This window comes from Roseobacter sp., from assembly GCF_045106495.1.
Taxonomy (GTDB): Bacteria; Pseudomonadota; Alphaproteobacteria; order Rhodobacterales; family Rhodobacteraceae; genus Roseobacter.
In genome coordinates this window covers 499,235-517,293 of sequence record NZ_JBGCEQ010000003.1, presented here as the reverse complement: position 1 = coordinate 517,293, position 18,059 = coordinate 499,235, and the positions used below count along the sequence as shown (strand labels likewise).

Genomic DNA, 18,059 nt, shown 5'->3' with positions numbered 1-18,059 from the left:
ACACATGTAGTTCGTGAAACTTAGATTGTTGCTGAGAAAATCTCCGCAATCTGACGTTGCCACAGCAAGGTGTCCTGTGCTTCGGTGACTTCTTGCGCTTCACTTGCGTGAATCTTTTCTGTTCAGAAAAAGCCAGCGTTTCAGCGCTTCAAGAAATTGCGCTGTCCACGTTTCCGCACATCAGCGCGATGTTGGATTGGGCGAGAAGGCTAAATCCGCGCGCATCAGACAATCTCATTTGTGCGCTAATCTTACGTCTTCCAGGGCGCAGCCTTTGTTGCCCCATATCGCGCATTCGGAATAGATCACACAGAAGGTGTCGCGTGTCCCAACACAGGAGTGAGCGTGGAAATCCAGGACGGTGTCGACATCGAGGAGATATCGAAGCAGCGTGTGTGCGATGGTGAGCATATCGAGGCTGAGTTCAGGAGACCGCAAATACTTCCAGTGTTACGACTTACGAGCTTGCAGCCGGTATCTTTACCCGCGATCTTGAACGCGCCACGATCGGGGCCCACGGTTTTCGCGCGGATGAGGCCATTTTCAATGAGTGGTCCACTGTCGAACCAGAAATCCCATTTCGCGGCTATTGGAAGTCAGGCTACGGCTGGGAAAAGGGCGCGAGACGCTTTGGAATTACGTGCAAACCAAGAGCGTTGCCTTCAAATAGAAAGGTTGACCATGAGTGCATTCGACGAAGACCTGTTTCTGAAAGGATTGGAACATCGCAAAGCGACGCTTGGCGCTGACTATGTTGAAAAAAACCTTGCTGCCGCCGATGATTTCACGCGCCCGTTCCAAGAGGCCATGACCGCATGGTGCTGGGGCTTCGGCTGGGGAGACGACGTCATCGACGCTAAAACCCGTTCCATGATGAACCTTTCAATGATCGGCGCATTGGGAAAGATGAACGAATGGGAAATCCATTGCCGCGGCGCAATCAAAAACGGCGTCACGCAAGACGAAATCCGAGCCATTATCCACGTAATCGGTATCTACTGCGGAGTGCCTCAGGCATTGGAGTGCTTTCGGGTCGCAAGAAAGGTCATTGAGCAAAGCTAGCTGGGAAAATACCAAAAAATTCCATTATTGGGATGCTCGGAGTTATTCAACGAGACTAGTCAACAGTCTTGGTTCAGCAAACGAACGTGGTTCTGGACTCTATCTTTGGCTTTGCAGACACCGGCACAACCAAGAATTCCATTCACTGCGCACTGAAATACCTTCTACTTTGTCATAACGTCACAGCCGTTTCCCCCGCTCATCCTTTTTTTGCCAACGACGGCCGTGTATGCTCGTTTGGTGGCGTATCGTTAAAGTCTACCGGGCATGCCAGACGCGCAGGTCATCGCGAGATCTGACAGACATAGTTTTGCAACTATTGGGCTGAACGAAATTGTGCGACCGCTCGGCAGGCAGTTAAAACGTTCGGTCAAGGACCTGAGGCGCGGGAAAGATGCAAAACCGACAGGCGCCATTTTCCGCAGCGACATCCAATAAAATTGGTTTGCCCACCTAAACCGTAGGTTGCAACAGTCCTCTGGTTTTTGGTGCACCCCGTCGCCCGCCGGCACAAGGACCAGCCAGATTTATGAGCCCAAGTGTTGATAACAAGACGACCCACTACGGTAATGGCAGACCAAGCCAATCTGAGTCTCATGTTTTTTGAAGAGAAAGTGAAGGAAGATCAGGCTATTTTCAGCGAATTCGGCAGCATTTGATTTGAGTGAGAAGGCGGATCAAAGCGGCGCGATGAATGATATCCAGAACCATGTCCCAGGACAGAAAGTTCAACCACCTGGTAGAGGATTGATACTTGAAGGGTCGTATGTATCGAACGTCCGACCGTGCGCGCTTCTACGTGCCCCCAAAAGAGCAACGCGTGCTGCAGACCAGAGACTACCCGGATCCTGTTTTTTCAACCCGTATCTGCTTTCGTTGATCCGCGAAACTGCAGCACTCAAGTGCTCATCGTTACGCGGATCATACCCAGTACAACGTGACGCCCATAAGTCCAACTGATTCAAAAATGCACCTAAGTCTCTCTGATCCAATGCTTTTGTAGCCTGTTTGAAAGCCCATCTCTCAGACAACACCCATGAACTTTTCCATTCATCGATATGGCGCCGCAAAGGTGGACGAACCCATGAGACCAATACCCAGCCTATACCCATTGCCGCCGCGCAATAGACCGCAATCATAACCAAAGCGCGAGTATCAAACCGCGTTTGCGAGCTTGCCGCCGGTGCATCTACGGAAAGATCAACGCCGGGAACTTTGGCCGTTTCAACTGCGCCCGTCTGCAGGTTGAACCACTTTACTTCAATGGCGGGGAGCTGGCCTGACCCGCCACTCTGGGCGATGAGCGTTACTTCTTCCGTTCGGGAACCCGACAGTATGATGCCTTTAATCTCTTCGTTCACCTGGGGTTCAGACGGATAAGATGCAATCCCCTCAATGTCTGCGTCTTGGAGTAGCTTTGGTAGGAACATCGGCGACGCGCCTGTAATTGTCGCCGTTACATTCCTCGTGAAACTGTCCCCGGGTTTGAGCACGTTGGTGTCTTGAGACAACTCTTGCGTCAACAGCACATCTGTTGCGGCAAAAAACGGGTCAATATCTTCGCTGCCCTCAGGCAGTTTCGCCAAAATCTCGATGGGGTCCGTTTGAACAATGCTTTCTTTGGGCTCGGTGACGCCCGGCTCTGCCCATAGGATGCGCAAGTCCTGCGCGCCAATTTGAAATGGTCCCGGAACCATTGGATACAAGTGGTAGACCCGCGTCACGCCCGACCACGTTTCACCGCTTATGGGCCTGCTGGTCGGATTGGTTGCGTTTTCGAACAACCGGACCATGAGGTTCGGCGCTTCAAAACTCGGAAACTCCACCGGTTTTGACAACCATGTCGGCACCAGCACAGTGATGCGAAGCGCGATTGGCTGGCTTGGGATCGTTTCGGCCTGGTCAAGCTCTAGCTCAACCAATGGCTGACCTGCCTGCTGCGCCGTGGATTTCTCGCCCACAACACAGAGTACCAAAATAAGAGCAAACAAAAGGAAGCAGGACTGTCTCATGGCGTTCTGTTCGCTTCGAGCAGGAAGCGCGACCGCAAAAAGTCGCTGGTGCGTGTGTTCACAGTGTTCATCCATTGCTCCGTCGTCAGTATGGCGATGCCCTCTTCGGTAGGCACCTCCATCTGGGTATCCGCTCCGCGAGCGGCTTCGTTATCAAAAACAACGTCATCCGCCCCGATTCCGGACTCTTCGCCGGTGTCAGACTGTTCCCGTGTCGTTTCGACGTACTCGACAATCTCTTTGGCAATTTCGAGGTTCTCCGCCGCCCCGGGAAACGAGGGGTCGCGTTCAAGCACCGCTTCAAAGGCCCGGACGCCGTCACGGTAGTTGCGGTTTCTGATAAAGGCCACCGCTCGTATGAAATCCGCTTCGGCCGTATCGACGCGACCAAGAACTTCGGCGGTCTGTTCATAGTTCCCGTTACGAAACAGCGCGTAGCCTTGCCAGAGCGGGTCAACAAACACTTCCGAAGCCCGGCCATAGTCTTTGCGGTCATAGGCTAGCCGGCCCTGCTGATCCTGTGTGAAAAAGTAGTCCTTCCACCCGTCGGCGCGCGACGATGACGGTGCGGACAAGCATACTGATACCATAAGCAAGAGCCCCCACTGCATGGTCCAACCCCGCCGAAACCACAACAGCGTCAAAAGCGCGGCAGGCCATGCAAACCACCATGCGCGATCGTTCCATTGCTGGTTTTCGTCTTCTAGTAACGCTCTGCGGTAAGCAGCGTTCAGGCTGCGATCGATCTGTTGGACATCGCGGTCGTCCGGCGTTGCATAGATCACAGGCACATCACTGATCTGATCCAGCCCCTGATCATTGGTCCCTTCGGGTAGCATTACAAGAAAGGCGACACTGGCGCCTTGAAGCTGCGACACGATGGAAAGATCGGAGGTTTCAACACCATCTAGGACAAAGAGAACCCCGCCGGGTGTTTCCTGTGTTGCCAGAATGTCATCGGCGATCATCAGCGCCGCCGTTGCATCTGATCCATCTGCTGGCATGATATCGGGCAAAAGACCTTCGAGATACGGCAGCATGATCTGCGCATCCTCCGTCAGAGGCACCACCCGATGCGCAGTTCCGCTATAGGCTACCAGCGCTGTCTTGGCACCTGCACGCAGTTCGAGCAGATCGCGAATCTTTTGTTTGGCGCGCTCAAGACGCGAGGGCATGAGGTCGGTCGCCTCCATCGATGCCGTCACTTCCAGCACGATCACAACAGGCGCGGTTTGCGCCATGAAGGGATCGGGCACTCTGGACCACGTTGGGCCGGATGCGCCAAGAATGGTCAACGCCAGAACCACAGCCACCCCATCAATGGGTTGAAACCGTCGCGCAGATTTTGCCCCCAACAACATGGCGTCACGAAGATGTGGCGCAAGGCCATCATTGGCCATCGGCTCGACATTGGCGCGCTGACGAGCGCGCCACCAGACCAGCCCGATAAGAGGCAATAGAAGCAGCCAAAATGGCCGTATCAAATGAAAGGCTTCGAGGAACACGGACAGATTATTCATGCCACCGCCCCACGCCGTTGACGCAAATGCAGAAACGCCACGGCGAATACGCCCAAAACGGCCGCCAGTCCAAGCGGCAAGAAGGCGAGCGATTGACGCGGGCGATAAGACATTGTTTCCACGGCGCGCGGCGTGAGCGCATCAATCCGTTCATACACTTCGGTCAAAGCCGAGAGATCGCCCGCATAGAAGTATGATCCACCCGTGCGTCTGGCAATCTCTTGCAGCGTTTGGACATCGACCCTGTTTTCGCCGGATGCATCTGGATCGCCAACGGCAATCGTGAAAATTTCGACACCTTCCGTTTTCGCAATTTCGGCAGCGTTTACGGGGCTCATTTGGCTTGCGGTATCAGCACCATCTGACAGCAGTATCAGCAACCGTTGTTCAATCTCACTTGCTTCAAAGGTGCGGATCGAAAGGCCCAAGGCGTCTCCCAAAGCCGTGTGCGGCCCAGCCATCCCGACCTCTGTCTCTTCAAGAAGCTCGACAATGGTGTCGAGGTCTTCGGTCAAAGGCGATTGTAGGTAGGCTTGGCTCCCAAACACGATTAGCGCAACTCTGTCGCCCTCTCTGGCTTGCACAAATGAGCTGACCACATTCTGCACGGCGACAAAGCGTCGAATACGCTCTCCATCCTGTGCAAGAAAGTCGGCCTCATCCATTGAGCCGGAGATATCGATCGCCAGGATAACATCGCGCGCGGACTTAGTGATCTCGATCGGCGCGCCAACCCGTTCAGGTGCGGCCAGTCCGACGACGAGCAGGCACCAGATGAGCACTGCAATCACCATCTGAAACCTTGATCGGGCCAGAATAACTGACCCCGCTCGAGGTGTCGTGTCTGTTGCAGCAACAATCTGGCGGAAAAACGGGAAGCGCACTGCGGGCACTTTCTCCCGGTATGGCGGTGCAAATCGCCAAACCAGCCACGGCAGTGGCAAGGCGATCAGCGCCCAGGGGACGGCAAGCGAAATCATATGTTTGGACCGCGTTTGTGGTTCACGATCCAGTGGTGCGCCGTATCAATCAGTTCATCGGACACCGGAATTGCCGGATCGTAAGGCGCGCGGGCAATCTGCTCTGCGAGATCCTTCCGAATGGGTTTTCCTTCGCATGTGCGCTCTAAAAACGCCGCCCAGTCATCACCGTATAGGCTCGCAACCTCTGCACGGGGGAAGGTGACAAGGGCAGCATGGCGGATGATACGCGCCAGCATCCCGACATCTTTGGCGGCAAGCGGCAGGGCGGCGATGGCATCGCGCCTGTATGCATTCGCCTTGTGGCGTTTAAAAAGGACCCTGATCAGACCGAAAACACTTATGGTGAGCAACAACGCCAGCACGTACCAACCCGCTGTTTCAGGCACCAGCGAGATCGGCGCCGGTTCCGAAGGTGGAACCAATTTGTCCAGAAGATCTATCAGGTTCTCAGGCGTTCCAGTTTCAGTGTCGCTGCTCATCCCGGCCTGAGCCCCATAAGTCTTCGCATCTGTGTCAGGCTGTCTTCGGCAGACGACAGCGGGAGAACAGGCACTCCCGTCGCTCTTTGCCAATCCAGAATTTCGGCAAGCCTGCCGCTTGCCAGCTCCGAAAGCGTCTTATGAGTTTTGTGATCGCCCGTGTCGATCGCGACCTGAAGATTGCCGTCCGATACAACCAGATTTGCACCCGCGGGCAGGTCATCCGCAAACGGATCAGATACAAGACCCAAGATCAGGTCGTTGTGGCGCGACAAACCTGATACCAGCCCTCGGGTCTGTTCATCCGTCTCGCTGAAGTCACTTAGAATAATGAGTAAATGATTTCTTGGCGCAATCCGTGCCACAGCATGCAGGACCTGATTAATCGACACCGGCACAACGTCAGGAGCATCCGCGCGTAAAAGACTGTTTGCGTCCCCCAGTGCGGTCAGAAAGCGGTTCAAAGCGGTGCGACTTCTTTGTGGACGTACTTCTGCTATGATCTGGTCCCCAAAAACGATCCCGCCCACCCGGTCGCCTTGATCCAGAATGCGGAATGCTGAAAGGGCCGCGCACTCCGCCGCCGTTACCGATTTCATATTGTGTTTTGAACCAAAGAACATCGACATGCGCTGATCGACAACAATCAGCGCGGGCCGGTCACGTTCTTCGGTGAATACGCGCACGTAGGGTTTTCCGGTCCGTGCCGTGACTTTCCAGTCGATGGACCGCACATCATCCGAGGGTAAGTAGTCACGCAGTTCTTCAAAATTCAATCCACGTCCTCTGAGCCGGGATGCATGGCGACCGTTCAAAGCGCTTCTGGCGGGCTGACGCGGCAAAAATGTGAGAGACTTGGCCTGCCTTTCCAAGGACCGCAGGTGCGCGAGATCAACGTAGCACCGAGTATCCATACGAACTTCTGCCCATTCCGATGCTGGCCAAGTTCCCGTTCGTATCCTCGCGGCCTTATCCCGCATGTTGGTCTCCCTCAGGCCAGCGCCACTTGTCGAAGAATTTCATCGACGACCTGATCCGGCGTGACGCCTTCGCCCTGCGCCTCGTACGAAAGCCCCAAGCGATGCCGAAAGACATCCGGTGCGATTGCACGCACATCCTGCGGATCTACATAGTCTCTGGCTTTGAGCCAGGCGTGCGTTCGTGAACATTTGTCCAACGCCAGCGACGCCCTCGGACTTGCCCCAATTTCAATCCAGCGCTGCAGTTCTGGTCCAAACGCCTCAGGAATACGTGTGGCGTTCACCAAGTCGGCCATATAACGCTCAATGGCGTCTGACACGTGAATATCGACGATTTCCCGGCGCGCGGCAAATATTGCTTCCTGCGGGATTGCGGCGGCCTTCTTCTTGGTCGACTTTTCCTCATGGACCCGATTTGCAGCGGCTTCTTCTGAACGCACAAGACGAATGACTTTCACTTCGTCTTCAACCGGTGGGTAGGTGATCATGACATGCATCAAAAACCGGTCCATTTGGGCTTCTGGCAGCGGATAGGTTCCCTCTTGCTCAATCGGGTTTTGAGTTGCCATTACCATAAAAAGAGGCTCCATCGGGTGGGTCTTGCCCGCGACCGTGACCTGCCTTTCTTCCATTGCCTCGAGTAAAGCGGACTGAACTTTTGCCGGTGCTCGATTTATCTCATCCGCAAGCACAACGTTTGCAAAAATCGGTCCCGGCTCAAAACGGAATTCAGCGCCTTCGGCCGTCTGGTGATAGACTTCCGTCCCAGTGACATCGGCAGGCAAAAGATCTGGCGTGAATTGAATGCGGCTGAACTGGCATTCAAGGTTTTTCGCCAAAGCCTTGATAGCGCGTGTCTTGGCAAGGCCAGGCAATCCTTCGACCAGCAGATTTCCGTTGGCCAAAAGCCCAATAAGTAGACGTTCGATCACAGCCTCCTGACCGATAATCGACTGGCCCATGCGTGCTCGAAGCTCGCCGATTTGGTCCAAGGTTGACATCTTTTTCCCCGCTGTCAGCGGCCGTACAATCCGGTTAGGGCCAGATTTGCGACCAGTCTTCTTTCATGTCCACGATCAGCCATCCCCGGTCCGGGCCCTCGTCCAGACCCTGCGCCAGTTTTCCCACGGGACCGTCCCGATCATAGGCGAATTCTCGGTCTGCGTCCGTGTGATGCACAATCAGACCAAACCGGGGTCCATCACCGGCCGTCGACCACTCCAACATTGCGAAATCGCCGTCGGAGTTGCCCCCCACAAAAATCGGTCGTTTACCGATTTTTGCGTCGATTCCCACCGGCTTGCCAGCTTTGTCATCGATAAAGGCAATGCCGGGTTCTTTAACAACCGTCGGCACGCCCTCCAGCACTTGATAGCTTGATTCCAGTTGCGATCCGATCACATGCTCTGGGGGAATGTTGTAAGCTTCTTCTGCAAAAGCACGCATGAAGTGCACCCCTCCGCCGGAGACGATGAACGTTTTGAAATCCTGATCCCGCAGATAGCTGAGCAGTTCCAGCATCGGCTGGTACACCATCTCGTCATAGGGCATATCAGTTGTCGGGTGCCGAGCACGTTCAAGCCAGTCCCGTACATCTTCCTGAAAGGCATCAACGCTGAGGCCGGAATGGGAGACTGTCACGATTTCCAGAAGACCCTCTTCGCCCTGCGCCAAGGCACCTTGCATGTCCCCGGCGGCAGCTGCCTTCAGGGTATCGCTCGTCAGAATGGACGGTTCTGCATCCCCCATCCGAGCAATGCGATCAAAGGCGTAGAGCGCCTGAAAATAAAACGGCTGCTCTGCCCAAAGTGTGCCGTCATTGTCGAAAACCGCCACACGGTCAGCTGGAGTGACATATGTATCGGACCCGACGTCGGTTACGCCGGTGACAAATTCGATGATCCTCTCTTTCGCGTCCGTCTCGTTCCACGAAGGCAAGGGATCCGCAGACGCCGCTGAAACACCGGCCAGTATGATGACCGAGACGAATACACGAATGAGCATATCAGTTCTTTCTGATTGTTGGGTCCGGGCCGCCACATGTGGCGACCCATTTCAACTCGTTTGGGGCTTTATTGTGTACCGCCCGGCTGGGCCAGTTTTTCCATGACCTGTTCGAGGCTGAAGCTCGCCGCCTTCTGACGTGGCGGATACTCCTGGAATGTCTCGAGGAACCGGCCGACATAGGCCTGTGCCGGTACGAGCATGTAGGCACGGTCGATCATCCAATCGTAGTAGGTGTTGGACGTACGATAACTGCGTTCATACGGATCGCGCCGCAAGTTGAAGATCAGCGGCAAACGCAACTCGGTCCAGGGTTCGGACCATGCTTTGAGCGTCGTATAGGCGCGTTGCTCCAGGAAAATCAGTTTCCAGTCGTTGTAGCGCAGCGCCGTCAGGTCACCATCATCAGAGAAGTAGAAAATCTCGTCACGAGGCCCTTCTTCGGCTTCACCTGTAAGAAAGGGCAGAAAGTTGTAGCCATCCAGATGGACCTTGTAGTCACGCCCACCACCAACTTCAGCAATTGTGATGCCGTCAAGCAGCTCTTCTTTCACTGTTGGACGACCTGCGGCTGCGAGATACGTCGGCAACCAATCCACGTGATGCATGATCTCGTTCGAAACTGATCCGGCTTCGTTCTTGCCGGGCCAACGCACCATTGATGGGACACGCCAACCGCCTTCCCAGTTCGTGTTTTTCTCACCAAAGAACGGCGTCATCGCCGCATCCGGCCATGTGTTCATATGGGGGCCGTTGTCTGTGGAATAGTGGACGATGGTGTTGTCCGCGATGCCCAGTTCATCCAGCAGCTGAAGGAATTGACCGATGTGCAGGTCATGTTCCACCATACCGTCAGAATACTCATCCTGACCGGAAATGCCGCGCATCTCGTCTTTGACGTGCGTGCGGAAGTGCATACGCGTACCGCTCCACCAGCAGAACCACGGCACACCCTGTTCCGTCTTGCGCTTGATGAAGTCGATCGCCGCAGCGACTGTCTCGTCATCCACGGTTTCCATGCGCTTTCTTGTCAGCGGGCCGGTGTCTTCGATCTGACCATCCGCCGAGGATTTAATCACGCCGCGCGGTCCGTAGTTCTCCCGGAACGTTCGACCGTCCGGCATTATCGTATCGCCCGGGTAGTCCTCGTTTTCAGGCTCTTCCTCGGCGTTGAGATGATAGAGATTGCCGAGGAATTCATCAAATCCGTGGTTTGTCGGCAGCATCTCGTCTCTGTCGCCAAGGTGGTTCTTGCCGAACTGACCAGTCGCATAGCCTTGCCCTTTGAGCAGACCCGCAATGGTCGGTTCTTCGACGCGCATGCCAAGGTCTGAGCCCGGCAGGCCAACCTTCGACAGACCTGTCCGGAAAACGGACTGTCCCATAATGAAGGACGAGCGCCCCGCGGTACAGGACTGTTCACCGTAATAGTCCGTGAAAATCATCCCTTCGTTCGCGATCCGGTCGATGTTGGGAGTGCGGTATCCCATCAGACCCATGGTATAGGCCGAAATGTTCGATTGGCCGATATCATCGCCCCAGATGACAAGAATGTTTGGCTTGTCACCAGCGGATGTCTGTGCGGCGACCTCTTTCGCCGCGCCAACAACTGTTCCCGCGGCTGCGACGGCAGAAACGCTCGACAACAGCATTGCGCGCCGGCTGATGCCAACGCCTTCCTTGTTTTCATTACTCATTTGAACTATCTTCCTCTCCTGTTTTTGTTGGTCTTTTGATGCATCTGAAACCGATGTGGCTCATGCCACTGTCGACCATCTGTGCGTGTCTGGCCGCTGGCCGGTATCGGCGGCAATAACTCGGCGCGCAAAGAAATGAGCCGCCTTTCACGACTTTTCTTGGAATTTTCACATTGGGCTGGGCCGGATCATAGGATTGTTCAATCCCAACACCGCGGGGATTGTCCATCGTACAACACGCACCGTTTTCCTTTTTGGGATGATGGCTCGTATACCAGTCCAGCGTCCACTGCCAAACATTGCCTGCCATGTCGAAGAGCCCGTATCCATTTGAAGGATAAGACCCAACCGGTGCCGTTCTGTGCAGGTTTTTCCTGGCCGTATTCCGCCACGGAAAGTCACCCTGCCAGGTCTTGGCCATTATTTTACCATCTGGTTTAAACGTGTCACCCCATACATAATCCGCGCCATCAAGGCCCCCGCGTGCGGCAAACTCCCATTCTGCTTCCGTGGGAAGGTCGCAGCCGGCCCATTTCGCGTAGGCTTGGGCGTCCTCAAATGCAACCTGAACGACAGGGTGATCGCCGCGTGACGAAATATCGCTGCCTGCTCCCTCGGGCTGCTTCCAATTCGCCCGGGGGACATAGGACCACCAGTTGCGCATGTCTTTGAGATCTACCGGACCCTTTGTCATATTGAACACCAATGATCCCGGTACGAGTAAGAACGGGTCGGCTCCCGGGAAATCCGAAGGCTTCAGCGGGCGCTCAGCGACCGTGACATAACCGGTTTGCGAAACAAACTCGGCGAACATGTCGTTGGTTACCGCGACTGGACTCATCCAAAAGCCATCCACGGTCGTCTTGTGGATCGGAGCCTCGTCTGCGTAGTGGCGATCCGAACCCATTTGAAAGCTTCCGCTCTCAATCCAGACCATATTTTGATCATGATGTTTGATGAATAAATCCACTTTAGAGAAAGCGCGGCCAGACTGTTATTTTCCAAGTGTGATCGCCAAGCAAGCGTGCCGACTCAAACCGCCTAACGAACTGATAAATGTGTCCCAACTGTTGTGTTGGAAATCAATTTACCGCTTTGATTCAAGGTCTTGAAAACTAGAGCTCCGTTGAAGTCATATTCGTTAACAGTTTAATACATCTATGGGTGGTGTAAACCGGTTTGCAATCGTGTCTTAGATTTTCACCCGATTTTCTGCATATGAATTTACCCCACGAACGCAAATTGGCTTTTAAAACAATCCCGGTTAGGTGCCTTGGTTACACAAAAGCTTTGTTTTTCGTGGTTTCGATTAGTGAATATGTTCATGGAACAATTTTAACAAAAAAAATTATCACCTGCGGAATTCATATAGCCAGAATCTGCCTGCGAACGGAATTGAGTGGCCCAAAATATTACGCGACCGGTCCGTACTGAAGAAAGAAACGTTGCCTCGCCAAAAAATGGCTATGCTGTCGCCCATTCCACAGCAAAGTGTTGTTCTATCGCGAAGTGCGCCCTGTCCAAGCCGATGAAGCGTGCGATCACCTGACCAAACGGTCTGCTGTTCGATATGGTCAGAGCACCAGTCTTCGCTGCGCATTTCATCTACTGGTGCAAAGCTCATTCGCTGGTTTTTCAGTCGCGGATCGACAATCCTCGGTCAGCAAGATCGACGTGGCTTTCGGCATCACCGTTACTTTTTGTCTAGAGACTATCAAACCCCAGAAACAATCTGTGCTCTCGTCACCGGCGGTGTTTCAGGAGTGACACGCATGACGCCAGAGACGGTGTTGGCAATGCATTTTCGCGGTGTGGCAGCCGATAGGCGCAAAGTGACCACATGGCCGCTCTTCTTCAAGAACTGGTTACGCAAAATAAACTTTACTCAAATACGTTCTAAACGATGTGAAATACATTAGTCATGAAAGTGCAGAATGCAGCTTGGTTTTTCCTTTTTCCAATTCGCGTTGGTTAAGTGTACAATATTATTATCTTTAAGTATTTTTTCGTCGACAGCGCTTGCGGCGTCCAACAACATTTGTGACCAGGCGGCCGCTGTTGCTTCACGAGAATCCGGTGTTCCGCTTTCCGTTCTGCGTGCTGTAACGCGCACCGAAACAGGGAGAAAGCGCGGTACTCAATTGGAACCTTGGCCCTGGTCAGTGAACGTTGAAGGCAATGGATCTTGGATTCCCACCAGACTGGGCGCTGAAAACTTCGCTGCTGCAAAACTGAGTGCAGGAACGAGAAATATGGACATCGGTTGTTTCCAACTCAACTACCGATGGCACGGGCACGCGTTTTCGTCGATTTCCGAAATGTTCGAACCCGTCTCGAATGCGAGATATGCCGCGCGTTTCTTGACGGAACTTTTTGAGGAAAAGGGCGATTGGACCAATGCAGTCGGCGCATTCCATTCAAGAACGCAAGAGTTCTCTGATCGATACAAAAAGAAGTACTCCGCAATATATGCAGAGCTCAATGGCACGTCGCGCTCATCGTCTCTGGGCAGTTTGCAATCAGCAGAATGGAACCAGTTTCCACTTTTGAAACCCTCAACAGCAAAGCCGCGGAGAGGCTCGCTTGTTCCCCTGGCAAATGATTCCGGCAGAGGCAGCTTATTTTCTCAAAATGGAGGGATATAGCGTTGCAAAACCTCACTGTAAAAGCGTTTTTAAACCCGACAATCCTATTGGCCGTCGCGTTGATGGCAGTCATTGTCATGATGATTTTACCGATGCCGGCTTGGGTGCTGGACGTCGGGTTGGCTGCGTCTTTCGCGCTTGCCATTCTCATATTTACGATCACGCTGTTTATTGAAAGACCGCTGGACTTTTCTGCCTTTCCGACGATCCTGCTGGCATCTTTGATGCTCCGTCTTTCGCTGAACGTCTCGTCAACAAAGCTCATTATTGGTCAGGGACATACAGGCACAGATGCTGCCGGTGACGTCATTGAAGGCTTTGCCCAATTCGTAATGGGCGGAAGCGTTTTTCTCGGTTTGGTTGTCTTCTGTGTCCTCTTGATCGTCAATTTCATGGTCATTACCAAGGGCGCGACACGAATGGCAGAGGTTGGCGCCAGATTTGCGCTCGACGGGATGCCAGGTAAACAGCTTGCCATCGACAGCGATATGTCGGCAGGTGCCATTACGCACGCCGAAGCCAAAGAGCGTCGGGAAAGAGAGCAACAAGAGACTACTTTCTTCGGATCTCTCGACGGCGCATCCAAGTTTGTAAAAGGCGATGCGGTTGCTGGGCTTCTGATTACCCTTCTCAATCTGGCCGCCGGGCTCGTGATGGGCATTGCGATTCACGGGATGCCGCTTGGGCAAGCCTTCGAAACCTATGCGATTTTGACGGTTGGCGATGGGCTGGTTTCACAAATACCGGCCGTAGTAATCTCGATCGCCTCGGCCCTTCTACTGGCTCGGGGTGGCGCTCAGGGCGCCACCGATCTGGCCGTGTTCAGCCAACTGGGTAAGCACCCGTCTGCTCTTGCAACGGTCTCGGGACTGATGATCCTCTTTGCCTTGTTTCCGGGCCTGCCTTTCACACCATTTCTGTTTGGTGGCGCTATTTTGGGTTTCATCGCATACCGGTCCTACAAGACGTCGAATGCAAACTCAAAAAAGGCGGAAATCGACACGTCGACCGCCGAACTACCCAAAGAAAAGCCACTGGGCGACCTGCTTGAAATCGATGATATTCACGTCGAGTTTGCACCCGATCTGGTCAATATGGTTTTGGACCCAGGTACCGGCTTGGATGCCAGGATATCCAATATGCGCACCCACGTGGCCAAGGTTTTCGGCCTCATACTTCCCGAAATTCGCCTGACTGACAGCGCAGCTCTTCCGGTTGGAACCTATGTTGTTCGAATTCAAGGTGTTGAACAGGCGCGCGCGCAACTTAATCCAGATCAAATTCTGGCACTCGTTCCCGAAGAAACGGCGGCTCTTCCAAACGGCACAGATACAACTGAGCCTGTCTACGGGGCGCCGGCAAGGTGGATAAACAACCGCGATCAGGAACAAGCTTCCATCGACGGGCTGACTCTGGTTACACCGGCTGAAATTCTGGCCACGCATCTATTGGAAACTGTAAAAAGAAACTTCAGCCGTTTGCTATCGCTCAAGTCCTTGCGGCGGCTTCTTTCCGAAATGGTAAATGTTTCTGATCCAAAGCGCGCCGAAGCCAGCCGCAAGTTACTGGACGAAATGATCCCGGATAAAGTACCGATCGATGTTTTGCATTCTGTATTGCGGCTGCTTCTGGATGAGCAGGTTTCGATAAGGAACCTGCCCCTGATTTTGGAGGCTACCGCAGAAGCCCGGGCACAAAACGCGCAGCCCGAAGCAATTTGTGAACACGTCAGGCAACGCCTTGGGTTCCAATTAGTGGCCGAAATGAAACGCGAAGACGGTACATTGCCTCTGGTGCAGTTGGCACCGGAATGGGAAGACACGTTCAACACCTACCAAGTCGAAGCCGATCGCGGATTGGATATTGCGCTGCCGCCAGACATTTTCAATTTGCTTGCGGAGAACATGTCCGAAAAATTGCAGGCGGCCAGCCAAAACGGGATCAACGCTGCTATTGTAACAAACACACGCCGCAGAAGATTTCTAAGAACTGTCATGCGGGCAAAGGGGATTTCCAACCCAGTCCTCTCCTTCGAAGAGATTGGATTGGACGCACGGCCTTCTCTGGTCGGCGTTGTCGCGGCATGACAGCGCTTGCGGAACTCATGCCAGTTGTGAACGAAACACTGTGGCAAGGATTTCTGGTATTTTTGCGCGTCGCAGCACTGGCTTCAATGTTGCCGGCGTTTGGCGAGCAGTCGGTCCCGGCAAGGATCAAGCTGAACGTGGCATTGGCATTCACGGTTATTGTGACACCCGCAGTTGTAACCATGGGCATTCCACAGCAGCAAAGTGCTTTGTCGATCATAATTTTCACAGAAGTATTTGCCGGTCTAGCTCTCGGCATAGGTATCAGATTGTTTGTTCTCGCCCTTCAAACAGCCGGCACAATTGCGGCAAATGCAACGTCGTTGTCTCAGGTTTTTGGCAATTCTGGCGTAGATCCAATGCCTGCAATGGGTTACATCTTGATTGTAGGTGGCTTGGCTTTGGCCGTGATGTCCGGTTTACATGTAAAAGCTGCACAGTTGGTCATTTTATCCTATGAATTCATGCCAATGGGTCGCTTTACGGAAGCCACTGTACTGACCGATTGGGGCGTTTCTCAAGTCGCCCGCGCGTTCACGCTCGCCTTTACGCTTGCCGCCCCTTTCGTGATCTTGTCCGTTCTTTATAACGTCGCACTTGGCGCAATAAACAAAGCCATGCCGCAACTTATGGTCGCATTCGTCGGTGCCCCAGTAATCACGGCGGGTGGGCTTTTTTTGCTATTGGTTTCATCGCCTCTCATTCTCTCTGTCTGGCTTGAAGCCATGGACGGGTTTTTGAGCAATCCATTTGGACCTGTCCGATGAACGATGAGAGCGATAAGACCTATGACGCAACGCCGCAAAAGCTGCTCGATGCCCGCAAAAAGGGAGAAATCGCCCGGTCAACGGAGTTACTGACTGCCTGTGCATATGCTGGGTTATTGATCGCCTTCATCGGTGCAGGCGGTAGTGGTTTAATGCAGCTCGGTACGTCAATGATGGTCTTAATCGATCAATCTGCTGAACTTGCACCGCTTTTTTTTGGTGGTGCAGCCGCAGCTCCGACCCAAGGATTAATGCGCAGTGTTGCTGGGTCTTTGTTGCCAATTTTTCTCGTTCCCGCAGTGGCCGTATTGATATGTCTGGTCACACTTAAAGGCATCGTTTTCGCACCAACAAAGATCGCCCCAAAGCTTTCTAAAATATCCGTAATCGCAAATGCCAAGAACAAGTTTGGCCGCACCGGCTTGTTTCAGTTCGCTGTGAGCTTTTCGAAGCTGTTGATCTACTCGGCTTGTCTCGCATTCTTCATCAATGCACGTCTCGAAGAAATGGTTTCCGTTTTGCAAACCAATCCACGGATCATTGTTTCGCTTCTCGCTGAGATATGCTTGAGCTTTCTTCTGGTCGTAGTCATCGTTTCCGGTGTTATTGGCTTTATTGATGTGATTTGGCAGCATTTTGAACACCTCAGGAAAAACAAAATGTCCCGCAAGGAAGTTATGGACGAAACGAAAAATAATGAAGGTGATCCACATATGAAACAGGAGCGCCGACAGCGCGCTCAGGCAATAGCGGGCGCGCAAATGATGGCCGATGTGCCAACTGCTGATGTGATTGTCGTCAATCCAACCCACTTCGCGGTTGCCCTTAAATGGGAAAAGAAACCCGGCCAAGCCCCGATTTGCGTTGCCAAAGGTATTGACGAAGTTGCATTGCGGATACGCGAAGTTGCCAACGAGAATTGTGTCCCAATTCATAGTGATCCTCCGACGGCGCGTGCGCTTCATGCCACGACAGAAATTGGCGACGAAATCTCACCGGATCACTACCGGGCCGTTGCTGCCGCCATTCGCTTTGCGGAGGCCATGCGCCAAAAAGCGAAAGGTAGGATCTGATGCAATTGAATTCGCTACGGGAGATTCAGGCACTGGTCGAAGCAAAATACGAAGTGAGACGTCAGGCTTTTCAGAACCTGGTCAAAAGAGAAAATGAACTCCGCTCAGAAATTCGACGAATTGACGAACAAGCGGCGGGAGCAAATGCGCGAAGTGATACGGAAATGCAATCCATTGGTGCTGATGTCATTTGGAAGTCTTGGGTCGGAAAAGCAAAACTGTCTTTGAACCGAAAACTGGCCTTGGTTCTTGCGGAAAAGGAGCAACACATTCGTCAGGTGAAACAGGCATATGGCAAAGTGGTTGCAGCAGAAAAGTTGGTAGATGATCTTTCAGCTCAAGAGCGCAAGTCTCAGGAAGTGCAAAGACTTTCTGCTGCGTTAGATATGAGCCTCGATAAGCGTTAGTAAAATGCGGAGAATGTCATTTCCACCGCCCAATTCAGAGTTCCCAGATTTACTCAGCATGAAAATCTACTTATTCGAGTTCAAACTGTCATACTGGTTAGACAGCTTTCCCGACGACTGAAGAAAAAAGACAGCTTCGAGAAAGGCGTTGAAGTGTTTATCACTAAATGACCATTCCCGATCTCGTTGGTACCGCGCCAATTGCGGTGAAACGCATGCCAGTTACGTCTAAGATCAAATGGAAGTTCGCTGGGCCCAGTGGCAAGAGGAAAGCACGGTCAAAAATACCTTTCACACAAAATTGTTTTGAAAATGGAAAACAATTCCTTCGCCCGAGATGACA

The 18,059-nt window shown here is 53.1% G+C and carries 15 protein-coding genes and 1 pseudogene; 7 read left to right on the top strand and 9 right to left on the bottom strand.

What is annotated here, in order from left to right; all coding sequences use genetic code 11:
• Positions 1 to 464: 464 nt before the first annotated feature.
• Both AB8B75_RS04390 and AB8B75_RS04385 read left to right on the top strand, forming a co-directional pair.
• Positions 465 to 749 (top strand): annotated as a pseudogene (locus AB8B75_RS04390) (aldehyde dehydrogenase family protein); the annotation flags it as partial.
• Positions 682 to 1,062, top strand: coding sequence for a carboxymuconolactone decarboxylase family protein (locus tag AB8B75_RS04385; protein ID WP_405360128.1), 381 nt, complete (start codon positions 682 to 684; stop codon positions 1,060 to 1,062). The pseudogene AB8B75_RS04390 and the gene AB8B75_RS04385, both read left to right, overlap by 68 nt.
• A 728-nt stretch (positions 1,063 to 1,790) precedes the next feature.
• On the opposite strand, the gene AB8B75_RS04380 is transcribed toward AB8B75_RS04385, so the two are convergent.
• The 9 genes from AB8B75_RS04380 to AB8B75_RS04340 all read right to left on the bottom strand — a co-directional run bounded on the left by AB8B75_RS04380 (position 1,791) and on the right by AB8B75_RS04340 (position 11,674).
• Positions 1,791 to 3,074: a hypothetical protein gene (locus AB8B75_RS04380; protein ID WP_405360126.1), complete on the bottom strand. Its 1,284-nt coding sequence runs from the start codon at positions 3,072 to 3,074 to the stop codon at positions 1,791 to 1,793.
• Positions 3,071 to 4,594 (bottom strand): VWA domain-containing protein, encoded by a 1,524-nt coding sequence (locus AB8B75_RS04375; protein WP_405360125.1) that lies wholly within the window; start codon positions 4,592 to 4,594, stop codon positions 3,071 to 3,073. The genes AB8B75_RS04380 and AB8B75_RS04375 overlap by 4 nt, the downstream gene beginning before the upstream one ends.
• Positions 4,591 to 5,574, bottom strand: coding sequence for a VWA domain-containing protein (locus AB8B75_RS04370; RefSeq protein WP_405360124.1), 984 nt, complete (start codon positions 5,572 to 5,574; stop codon positions 4,591 to 4,593). The genes AB8B75_RS04375 and AB8B75_RS04370 overlap by 4 nt, the downstream gene beginning before the upstream one ends.
• Positions 5,571 to 6,056, bottom strand: a complete 486-nt coding sequence (locus tag AB8B75_RS04365; RefSeq protein WP_405360123.1) for a DUF4381 domain-containing protein — start codon at positions 6,054 to 6,056, stop codon at positions 5,571 to 5,573. Before AB8B75_RS04365 ends, AB8B75_RS04370 begins: the two co-directional genes overlap by 4 nt.
• Positions 6,053 to 7,036 (bottom strand): DUF58 domain-containing protein, encoded by a 984-nt coding sequence (locus tag AB8B75_RS04360; RefSeq protein WP_405360122.1) that lies wholly within the window; start codon positions 7,034 to 7,036, stop codon positions 6,053 to 6,055. The genes AB8B75_RS04365 and AB8B75_RS04360 overlap by 4 nt, the downstream gene beginning before the upstream one ends.
• 11 nt (positions 7,037 to 7,047) lie before the next feature.
• Positions 7,048 to 8,037, bottom strand: coding sequence for an AAA family ATPase (locus AB8B75_RS04355; protein ID WP_405360120.1), 990 nt, complete (start codon positions 8,035 to 8,037; stop codon positions 7,048 to 7,050).
• A 34-nt stretch (positions 8,038 to 8,071) separates the two neighbouring features.
• Positions 8,072 to 9,040 (bottom strand): HAD family hydrolase, encoded by a 969-nt coding sequence (locus AB8B75_RS04350; RefSeq protein ID WP_405360118.1) that lies wholly within the window; start codon positions 9,038 to 9,040, stop codon positions 8,072 to 8,074.
• A 68-nt stretch (positions 9,041 to 9,108) separates the two neighbouring features.
• Positions 9,109 to 10,737 (bottom strand): arylsulfatase, encoded by a 1,629-nt coding sequence (locus AB8B75_RS04345; RefSeq protein WP_405360117.1) that lies wholly within the window; start codon positions 10,735 to 10,737, stop codon positions 9,109 to 9,111.
• Positions 10,730 to 11,674, bottom strand: coding sequence for a formylglycine-generating enzyme family protein (locus AB8B75_RS04340; protein WP_405360115.1), 945 nt, complete (start codon positions 11,672 to 11,674; stop codon positions 10,730 to 10,732). Before AB8B75_RS04340 ends, AB8B75_RS04345 begins: the two co-directional genes overlap by 8 nt.
• 997 nt (positions 11,675 to 12,671) lie before the next feature.
• Between AB8B75_RS04340 and AB8B75_RS04335 the strand changes: the two genes are divergently transcribed.
• From AB8B75_RS04335 to AB8B75_RS04315, 5 genes are read left to right on the top strand one after another with little or no spacing between them, the layout of a single operon-like run.
• Positions 12,672 to 13,382: a hypothetical protein gene (locus AB8B75_RS04335; RefSeq protein ID WP_405360113.1), complete on the top strand. Its 711-nt coding sequence runs from the start codon at positions 12,672 to 12,674 to the stop codon at positions 13,380 to 13,382.
• Between the two features lie 2 nt (positions 13,383 to 13,384).
• On the top strand, positions 13,385 to 15,469 hold the full coding sequence (gene flhA, locus AB8B75_RS04330) for a flagellar biosynthesis protein FlhA (protein ID WP_405360111.1): 2,085 nt from the start codon (positions 13,385 to 13,387) through the stop codon (positions 15,467 to 15,469).
• Positions 15,466 to 16,236: a flagellar biosynthetic protein FliR gene (locus AB8B75_RS04325; RefSeq protein ID WP_405360110.1), complete on the top strand. Its 771-nt coding sequence runs from the start codon at positions 15,466 to 15,468 to the stop codon at positions 16,234 to 16,236. Before flhA ends, AB8B75_RS04325 begins: the two co-directional genes overlap by 4 nt.
• Positions 16,233 to 17,309: a flagellar type III secretion system protein FlhB gene (gene flhB, locus AB8B75_RS04320; RefSeq protein WP_405360109.1), complete on the top strand. Its 1,077-nt coding sequence runs from the start codon at positions 16,233 to 16,235 to the stop codon at positions 17,307 to 17,309. The genes AB8B75_RS04325 and flhB overlap by 4 nt, the downstream gene beginning before the upstream one ends.
• On the top strand, positions 17,309 to 17,716 hold the full coding sequence (locus AB8B75_RS04315; protein WP_405360107.1) for a hypothetical protein: 408 nt from the start codon (positions 17,309 to 17,311) through the stop codon (positions 17,714 to 17,716). Before flhB ends, AB8B75_RS04315 begins: the two co-directional genes overlap by 1 nt.
• The last annotated feature ends 343 nt before the right edge of the window (positions 17,717 to 18,059 follow it).